Origin of the sequence: Bacillus sp. F2HM (assembly GCF_019266135.1) — a bacterium.
GTDB classification, from domain to species: Bacteria; Bacillota; Bacilli; order Bacillales; family Bacillaceae; genus Bacillus; species Bacillus safensis.
On record NZ_LRMO01000027.1, the window covers coordinates 24,234 to 33,545 of the forward strand.

Consider the following 9,312-nt stretch of genomic DNA (forward strand, 5'->3'; position numbering starts at 1 on the left):
CTAAAAAATGATCACATGAGGGGTGTTTTATCATGAAAGAAAAACTCGTATTAGTGGGGAACGGTATGGCCGGCATTCGAAGCCTTGAAAACATTTTAAAAACAGACGGCGAACGTTTCGACATGACGGTATTTGGGACTGAACCGTATCCTAACTATAACCGAATTCTTTTATCGAAAGTGCTTCAAGGGGATACGAAGGTCGAAGATATTACGTTAAACGATTGGAACTGGTATCAAAAGCATGATATTCAACTGTTTACAAACGAGACCATAGTGAAGATCGATACAGAGAACCAAACAGTCACCAGTGATCAAGGACGGACCGTGCATTATGACCGATTGATTTTAGCAACAGGGTCACTTCCATTCATCCTGCCAATTCCAGGGAGTGATAAAAAAGGCGTGACGGCTTTTCGTACATTGCAAGACACTGAGGAAATGGTCAATGCCTCTACTATGTACAAAAAAGCAGCAGTCATCGGAGGCGGACTCCTTGGACTTGAAGCAGCACGCGGTCTATTAAACTTAGGCATGGAAGTGAATGTCATCCACCTCGGCTCTCATTTAATGGAACGCCAGCTTGACCCTATTGCAGGCCAGCTTCTTCAAAAAGCATTAGAAGAACAGGGGATGAAATTCCTGCTTGGAAAACAGACAAATGAGATTTTAGGAGATACAAGAGTAGAAGGTTTATCATTTTCAGACGGCACTAGACTTGAGGCAGACCTAGTCGTCATGGCTGCGGGAATTAAACCAAGTAAAATGCTTGCAGAAATAAGCGGGCTTGAAGTGAACCGTGGGATTATCGTCAATGATTTTATGGAAACAAGTGTCCCGGGCATTTATGCCGTCGGAGAATGTGTGGAACACAGGGGACAAACGTACGGATTAGTTGCTCCTTTATACGATCAAGCGACTGTACTTGCCAAGCATGTATGCGGCTTGAACCCTGCTCCATATGAAGGCTCTGTTCTGTCAACACAGCTGAAAGTATCAGGAGTTGATGTATTTTCAGCTGGTGATTTTATTGAAAACGATGAGAAAAAAGCGATTAAGATTTTTGACGAACAAAAAGGCATCTATCAAAAACTCGTCTTCCAGCAAAACCGATTAGTAGGCGCCGTCATGTTTGGAGAAACAAGCGACGGACCTCGTTTATTCTCGTACATTAAAGAAGGAATAGATATGTCGGATATGGAGAAGGTATCTGTCTTAACCTCCAATGATCCCGCGCAAGAAAGCACAATTGACAGCATGGCAAACGACCATATTGTTTGCGGCTGTAATGGCGTGTCAAAAGGGCAGATTGTGGAAGCCATTCAGAAAGAAGGCTTAACAACGTTTCAGGAAGTCAAGCAATGTACAAGTGCCTCACGATCTTGCGGAGGCTGTCAGCCTGTTGTCGAAGAGATTCTTTGGCATACGCTAGGTGAGGATGCAAGCCGGACAGCCCAAAAAGAAACCATCTGCGCCTGCACTACTCTTTCACGCGATGAAGTCATTCATGAAATCAAAGAAAAAGGCTTGCAGCATGTCAAAGAAGTGATGAATGTACTTGACTGGAATACAGAAGAGGGCTGTTCAAAATGCCGCCCTGCACTGAATTATTATTTAGGCATGCTTCATCCACTTGAATACAAAGATGAAAAGAGCTCACGCTTTGTAAATGAACGCATGCATGCCAATATTCAAAACGATGGCACCTATTCAGTTGTTCCGCGAATGTACGGCGGCGTCACCAATGCAAATGACTTGAGGAAAATAGCTGATGTCGTCGACAAATATGAAATACCGCTTGTGAAAATGACTGGCGGTCAGCGTATTGACCTTCTAGGTGTCAAAAAAGAAGATTTACCAAAAGTGTGGGCGGATCTAGATATGCCATCGGGTTATGCATATGGAAAATCTTTAAGAACAGTTAAAACATGTGTTGGAGAACAATTTTGCAGGTTCGGCACGCAGGACTCCATGGCTCTAGGAATTGCACTGGAAAAGAAATTTGAAGGTCTTGCGACACCGCATAAAGTAAAAATGGCCGTCTCTGCTTGTCCGAGAAACTGTGCAGAGTCCGGAATTAAAGACCTCGGTATTGTGGGAATTGATGGAGGGTTTGAATTGTATGCCGGCGGAAATGGCGGCACACACCTGAGGGCTGGAGATTTATTAATGAAGGTCAGTACAGCAGAAGAAGTAGAGCAAATGGCTGCAGCATACCTGCAATATTACAGAGAAACGGCAAATTATTTAGAAAGAACCTCTGCTTGGGTTGAGCGACTTGGGTTAGATCATATTCAATCAGTACTCCTGGATGATGAAAAACGAGCAGCCTTAATCGAAAGAATGGACATTGCGCTTTCAACATATGAAGAGCCTTGGCAGGAGCTTCGCGAGAGTCAAAAAGACACGAGACAATTATTTCAAAAAGCGACGGCTTCCGTATAAATCAATTGAAGGGATGAGATCATATGACAGTTTCAGTTGTTAAAGTTCACATTGGCACCCTATCAGATTTTCCGCTCCAGCTAGGAAAAACAGTTGAAGCCGGTACACTTGAATTAGCTGTTTTTCAAACCTCTAATAAGCAGTTCAAAGCCATTGAAAATCGCTGTCCACATAAAGGCGGCGTTCTGGCTGAAGGCATGGTCAGCGGGAATCACGTTTTCTGTCCAATGCATGATTGGAAAATTGATCTTTCATCAGGAAACGTGCAAGCACCAGATCACGGATGCGTTAAAACATATGAAACATTCGTTGAAGGGGACAATGTCTTTATTTTATTGCCTTCATAAATGGTTTAGATCCTTCCTTTCATGTATATGCTGTATATAATTGCAGCAAGAAAGGAAGGAATTTTTGTGCCGTTCGTTAATATTTTAATTGAACTCTTCATCGGATTCTTCGCTTTATTTTTTATTACAAAATTATTAGGGAAAACACAATTTGCACAAATCACACCGTTTGATTTTATTTCTGCACTGATTTTAGGTGAAATGGTCGGAAACGCCATTTTTGACCCAGAAGTCAGGATTCAGCACATTTTATTTGCTGTTGCAGTATGGGGCGTACTTATTTATACAGTTGAATGGCTTTCACAGCGCTTTAAATCCATTCGTGCTTTTTTAGAAGGAAGACCTACTCTTGTAATTGATAAGGGGAAGATTCACTACAACCGATTGAAGAAAAATATGCTTGATATCAATCAGCTGCAGACACTGGTTCGCGCAAAAGGCCATTTTGCTCTGAATGAAATTGAATATGCCATTTTGGAAACGGACGGTTCTATCAGTGTTCTTCCGAAAATGAAATACGCACCAGCCACAGCAGAAGATGTGAACGTGAAGGGAAAAGAAGTGAAATTGCCTAGAACATTTATTATTGACGGCGAAATTTTAAAGGATGATTTACAAGAAGCCGGCTTTGATGAATCCTGGCTGAATAAGCAATTAAAAAAGCAGCATATTTCCTCTTATCGAGATGTTCTCTTTTGTGAATGGATTGAAAATGAAGGGATTTATGCGATGCAATATGAAAAGTCTAAAAAAACATCCACAACATAAAAACGTGGGTGTTTTTTTGTGCGTGTATGGAATAGGATCAAAAAGAATGTTTGATGAAAACGTTCACAAAATGAGGAGGAGATATGTGATGAAATTTAGAAACGTATGGATGGTCATGGTCTTGTCTTTCTTTCTTTTTGACCCAGCTTCACTTCAAGCATCAGAAGCCGGGCATAACCGCGTTCTTGTCGTTGATCAAAAGGGAAGCGGGACATACCGCACCGTTCAGTCTGCCATTAATGCGATTCCAGCAGACAATCAACAACCGGCAACGATCTATATTAAAAATGGCGTATATAAAGAAAAAATTCTGCTTCCGCAAAATAAACCACACGTATCGTTTATTGGCGAAAACCAGCACAAGACGATCCTTACGTATGATGATACAAATGCAAGCACTGGCAGTACAACAAACAGCTCAAGCACAATGATTCGTGCAAACGATTTTTATGCAGAAAATATCACCTTTCAAAATACAGCTGGCAGACATGCGGGTCAGGCAGTTGCACTGTATGTGTCTGGTGACCGGGCTGTGTTCAAACAAATACGTGTGTTAGGCTATCAAGATACACTTTATGCAACAGGCACAGGGCGGCAATATTATGAAAACTGTTATATTGAAGGCACGGTCGATTTTATTTTTGGATCAGCCACAGCTGTGTTTAAAAGAGCTGAAATAAAAAGTCTTGGAAATGGGTATATTACTGCAGCATCCACAACAGAAGCGCAAAGGTACGGCTATGTATTCATGGACTCTACGCTGAAAAAGGGGACGGCAACTGCGCAATCGGTTTATTTAGGACGTCCGTGGAGACCTCATTCGGCTGTAACATTCCTCCATACAAAAATGGATGATCATGTGAAAGCAGAGGGATGGCATAACTGGGATAACCGTGACAACGAAAGAACGGCCAGGTACAAAGAATTTGGATCGACAGGAGCAGGAAGCAGTCCAGCAAACCGCGTAAAATGGTCAACCATTTTAACCCAAAATGAAGCAAGTCAAATCACAGTTCAGGCAGTTCTTGGCGGAGCCGATGGCTGGAATCCAGAAAAGAGGTAAAGGGCTTGTCAGTTTTCGTCAAAGAAAGCTGACTTTTCTGTTTAAAAAACCTTTGAGAACAAACGTTCTTTTGTGTATAATGAACATATTCTTCTAAAATTGGCTGCAACAAAAAGGAGGGGTTGCGTGAAGCGTTTTTCACAGCTCATGTTTTTACAACTATGTATCCTGTCGATTTTATTTCTTCCTTTTTCAGCGAAAGATGATCAACTCACAGCTCGTGACGATACACTGACTTGGATGACCACTTTAGACGAATTCATACGAACAACACCTGATTTAGAGGGCGCGATCTCTGGCATCAGCGTCCGCGATACTTCTGACACCTCTCTTCTTTATGAACATCAAGCCGATATTCGTCTTACTCCTGCTTCTAATATGAAACTGCTCACATCAGCCATCGCACTTGATATACTTGGAGAAACACACACATTCCCTACAGACATCTGGATGGATGGTTCCATTCATAAGAAAACGCTACATGGCAGCCTTTATCTTCGTGGCACCGGCGATCCAACTTTATTAAAGGAGGATTTTGCAGCACTTGCCAAACAGGTCAAAAAGGCCGGAATACATACCATTCGCGGACAGCTTGCGGCAGATGACACTTGGTTTGATGACACGAGATACTCGATTGACCTGCCTTGGAGTGATGAGGATCAATATTACGGGGCACAAATTTCTGCTCTCACGGCTTCACCGAATCAAGATTATGATGCTGGGACTGTGATTCTCGAAGTAAAACCAGGAAAAAAAGCAGGACAGAAAGCCGCATATGATATGATCCCGAAGACGGATGTCGCTCAAGTCATCAATCAAGTGAAAACAGTTCCAGAAGGCGGCAAAAAGAAAATTTCTTTTGAGCGCTCTCACGGAACCAACAAAATTACGTTGACTGGGACTATTCCGATTAAAGCAAGCTCATCTAAACAATGGGTAGCTCTATGGGATCCGTCCGCTTATGCTTTAGACTTAATGAAACGAGCGTTAAAGGCGGAAGGGATTCAAGTAAAGGGACCGCTGAAATCAAAACAAGTTCCTAAAAAAGCCAAAAAAATTGCTTCCCATACATCGATGCCATTATCAGAGCTGCTTGTTCCTATGATGAAATTAAGCAACAATACCCATGCAGAAATTTTGCTAAAGGAACTAGGGAAAAAAGTGAAGAGCAAAGGGAGCTTTGAAGCTGGTCTGGAGGTCATGAATGAACGGCTTCCTGCGTTTGGCGTTGATCCTTCGCTTGCAGTGCTGCGTGACGGATCAGGGATATCACCTATTAACCTTGTCTCTGCTAACCAGTTCACTTTATTTTTGACAAACATTCAAAAGGAAAAATGGTTTAAAACCTATGAACATGCGCTCCCTTTAGCAGGGGCAAGTGAACGAATGGTGGGGGGCACGTTAAGGAACAGATTGAAGGAACCAGCTACACTAGAAAAAGTACGTGCAAAAACAGGGTCGTTAACAACGGTCAGCACACTATCTGGATATATTGACACGCAGGGCGGTAAAACGCTCGCTTTTTCCATCTTGTTAAATCACCTTGTGGATGACGAAAAAGGGAAAGAGATAGAAGACCGTATTGTCAGCATACTAGCTGAGAATCTTTAGATTTAGAGAGAGAAGGAGAACCATCATGACGTTAGATAATAATCAATCTTTAGTAAAAACCATGTCCATTTTTCTCATCCCGCTTTTGCTAAGCAATATTTTGCAATCGATCGGACAGTTAGTGTCCATTGTTCTTGTCGGAAGATGGATTGGAGAGGATGCAGTAGCTGCCATTTCTGCATTCTTTCCACTTTTCTTTTTACTCGTTTCTTTTTCCATTGGCATTGGATCGGGAAGCTCGATCCTTATTGGACAAGCGTATGGGGCAAAAAATGAACAGAAATTAAAAGAAATCATTGGCACAACGCTTTCATTCACTTTTTTGATCGGCGTATCTTTAGCGATCATTGGAGGTTTTTTCGCAACAGACATCTTAAACCTCATGGGAACACCTGCTAATATCGTGAAGGAAAGTGCGGCATATGCCAGAATTCTATTCATCTCAATGCCGATCTTATTTCTTTATTTTGTTTATACGACCTTCTTGAGGGGAACAGGGGATTCGAAAACACCTTTTTATTTCTTAATGATTAGTACGGCAACGAATATTTTGATGCTGCCCATTTTATTATTTGGATGGCTGGGACTGCCGGCGTTCGGCTTATACGGCGCTGCGTATGCTTCTGTGATTTCAACAATTGTGACATTTATCATTCTACACATCTACTTATATAAGACAAAGCACCCGCTTCGCATTGATGCATCGGTGAGAAAGCATTTATTGATGAAAGGGGATCTATTAAAAACGTTATTAAAGCTCAGTATCCCATCAAGCATTAATATGATCCTCATTTCTTTATCAGAAATTGCCGTTATTTCTTTCGTCAACGATTATGGATCACAGGCGACAGCTGCCTATGGTGTTGTCAATCAAGTCGTGAGTTATGTGCAGATGCCGGCAGTGAGCCTTGGCATTGCGGTCTCGATCTTTGCAGCACAATTCATTGGCGCAGGAAATATGAATCGACTGAAAGATGTCATTAAAATTGGGTTAGGTCTTAACTTTGCCATAGGCGGATGTATCATTATTTTCGTTTATATTTTTGCACCGCAGATTTTATCTATCTTTTTAACAGACCCTGGCACGATAGATATTGCCTATAGTTTGGTCGTCATTACATTATGGAGCTATCTCATTTTTGGAACGGCCCAAATTGTTGCAGCCACAATGAGAGCAAGCGGGACGGTTCTTTGGCCGACGATCTTTAGTATTTGTTCCATTTGGCTTGTAGAAGTACCAGTCGCTTATGTGCTATCACACTATACATCTCTTGGCATTAAAGGAATATGGATTGGCTACCCAGCTGCTTTCTTTGTGAACTTACTCCTTCAATACAGCTACTATCAGCTCGTATGGAAGAAAAAACAAATTGTCTCGCTTGTTCAATCATAATGTGAAGGCGTAAAGCAGCATATACATACGAAGATCTCTCACTTTTAAGGAGGCCGGATCTTCTATGTTTTTGAATCAAAGAAATGAACTGAGCGCGCACAATATCGGTGACTTTTCTTATGCCGGGCCAGATTTCCAAGTGCTGACGTGGGGGGAAGGAACGACATTACATATTGGGAAGTTTTGTTCTATCGCAAACGAAGTGAAAATTTTTCTAGGCGGGGAACACCGTACTGATTGGGTCACAACGTATCCGTTTAATCAAATTTTTAAAGAAGCTGCCCATATTAAAGGACATCCCAAATCGAAGGGAGATGTTCATATTGGACATGACGTATGGATAGGATATGGTGCGACAATTATGTCAGGAGTATGTATAGGAAACGGGGCCGTGATCGGGGCAAATAGTGTGATCACAAAAGATGTGCCGCCATATGCAATTGCCGCAGGAAATCCTCAGCAGCTCATGAAATATCGATTTTCATCCGAAATAATCGAAAAACTGCAGTTATTAGAATGGTGGAATTTAGAGTTTTCAATCATCCAATCTATTTTTCATCTTTTGCAATCTCATGATATTGAACAGTGTATAAATGTCATAGAAGACATAAAAAAGAAAGGCTGAAAAAGCCTTTCTTTTTTCGTTTAGCTTAGCCGTATGATGGTCAAGGCTGCTCCAGCAGCACCACCTCCGCCAACTAAAATAGCTGTGACAACCGCCCCAAAAAACTGCAGTGAGATGGTATTACCAGCTGTTAAATTAACAATAACAGTGTTGTTGATTAATGAAGTTGAGATAACAGGTGATTGAACAGAACCTGATATAGTAGTTGTTCCATTTAAAAGCAAACGTGTATTAATCAAAAGAGCTGTAGTGGTGTTGATTTGATACGTAATATAATATTTACCAGTTTGCAGAACGGTAAAAACAGTACTTGTGCCGTTTGCTGTAAAACCAGTAATGTTTTGAAAGTTTGGCAAAGGAATATTCGTTCCACCAGCTACAGTGATAATGGTAGGTCCAGAACTATTAGCAGCATTAAGTGCAGTATCCGTAAAACCACCTGTTCCAGTAGCCCCAGTAACACCGGTTACGCCAGTAGGTCCAGTAGCCCCAGTAACACCGGTTACGCCAGTAGGTCCGGTTGCCCCGGTGATACCTGTGGCGCCAGTACGACCCGTTGCACCAGTGATACCCGTCGCACCCGTTGCGCCAGTAGCACCGGTGATACCTGTAGCACCGGTAGAACCAGTAGCGCCAGTAATACCCGTGGCGCCGGTAGGTCCACTTGCACCTGTAATGCCTGTTGCCCCAGTAGGACCAGTAGCACCAGTGATACCTGTGGCGCCAGTAGGACCTGTTGCTCCAGTGATACCTGTGGCCCCGGTAGGTCCGGTAGCTCCAGTGATACCTGTAGCCCCGGTAGGACCAGTATCTCCAGTGATACCCGTTGCGCCAGTAGGTCCAGTAATACCCGTCACACCAGTAGGACCTGTTGGTCCAGTGATACCTGTAGCCCCGGTAGGACCAGTATCTCCAGTGATACCGGTTGCGCCAGTAGGTCCGGTATCTCCAGTGATACCCGTGGCACCAGTAGGTCCGGTATCTCCAGTGATACCCGTGGCACCAGTAGGACCAGTTGAACCAGTGATACCCGTGGCCCCAGTAGAACCAGTAGCTCCAGT

At 42.7% G+C, this 9,312-nt stretch carries 8 protein-coding genes; 7 read left to right on the forward strand and 1 reads right to left on the reverse strand.

All coding sequences use genetic code 11. The annotated features are described in order from the left end of the window. The first annotated feature begins 32 nt into the window (after nt 1-32). The 7 genes from nirB to AWT60_RS16930 all read left to right on the forward strand — a co-directional run bounded on the left by nirB (nt 33) and on the right by AWT60_RS16930 (nt 8,251). Nucleotides 33-2,444 (forward strand): nitrite reductase large subunit NirB, encoded by a 2,412-nt coding sequence (gene nirB, locus AWT60_RS16900; RefSeq protein ID WP_218677520.1) that lies wholly within the window; start codon nt 33-35, stop codon nt 2,442-2,444. 23 nt (nt 2,445-2,467) lie between these two features. Then, nucleotides 2,468-2,791: a nitrite reductase small subunit NirD gene (gene nirD / locus AWT60_RS16905; protein WP_024422642.1), complete on the forward strand. Its 324-nt coding sequence runs from the start codon at nt 2,468-2,470 to the stop codon at nt 2,789-2,791. A 66-nt stretch (nt 2,792-2,857) separates the two neighbouring features. After that, nucleotides 2,858-3,559: a DUF421 domain-containing protein gene (locus tag AWT60_RS16910; RefSeq protein ID WP_373272926.1), complete on the forward strand. Its 702-nt coding sequence runs from the start codon at nt 2,858-2,860 to the stop codon at nt 3,557-3,559. Nucleotides 3,560-3,647: 88 nt separating this feature from the next. Continuing rightward, a complete protein-coding gene (locus AWT60_RS16915; protein ID WP_218677521.1) occupies nt 3,648-4,622 on the forward strand; it encodes a pectinesterase family protein in 975 nt (324 codons plus the stop codon). Between the two features lie 126 nt (nt 4,623-4,748). Beyond that, nucleotides 4,749-6,233, forward strand: coding sequence for a D-alanyl-D-alanine carboxypeptidase/D-alanyl-D-alanine endopeptidase (gene dacB, locus AWT60_RS16920; protein ID WP_218677522.1), 1,485 nt, complete (start codon nt 4,749-4,751; stop codon nt 6,231-6,233). A gap of 25 nt (nt 6,234-6,258) precedes the next feature. After that, complete coding sequence (locus AWT60_RS16925) at nt 6,259-7,626, forward strand: MATE family efflux transporter (RefSeq protein ID WP_218677523.1); 1,368 nt, start codon at nt 6,259-6,261, stop codon at nt 7,624-7,626. Nucleotides 7,627-7,690: 64 nt separating this feature from the next. Further along, nucleotides 7,691-8,251, forward strand: coding sequence for a CatB-related O-acetyltransferase (locus AWT60_RS16930; protein WP_218677524.1), 561 nt, complete (start codon nt 7,691-7,693; stop codon nt 8,249-8,251). 20 nt (nt 8,252-8,271) lie between these two features. Here the strand turns inward: AWT60_RS16930 and AWT60_RS16935 are convergent. Further along, the coding region (locus AWT60_RS16935; protein ID WP_483861527.1) for a BclA C-terminal domain-containing protein at nt 8,272-9,312 on the reverse strand (1,041 nt) is incomplete at its 5' end.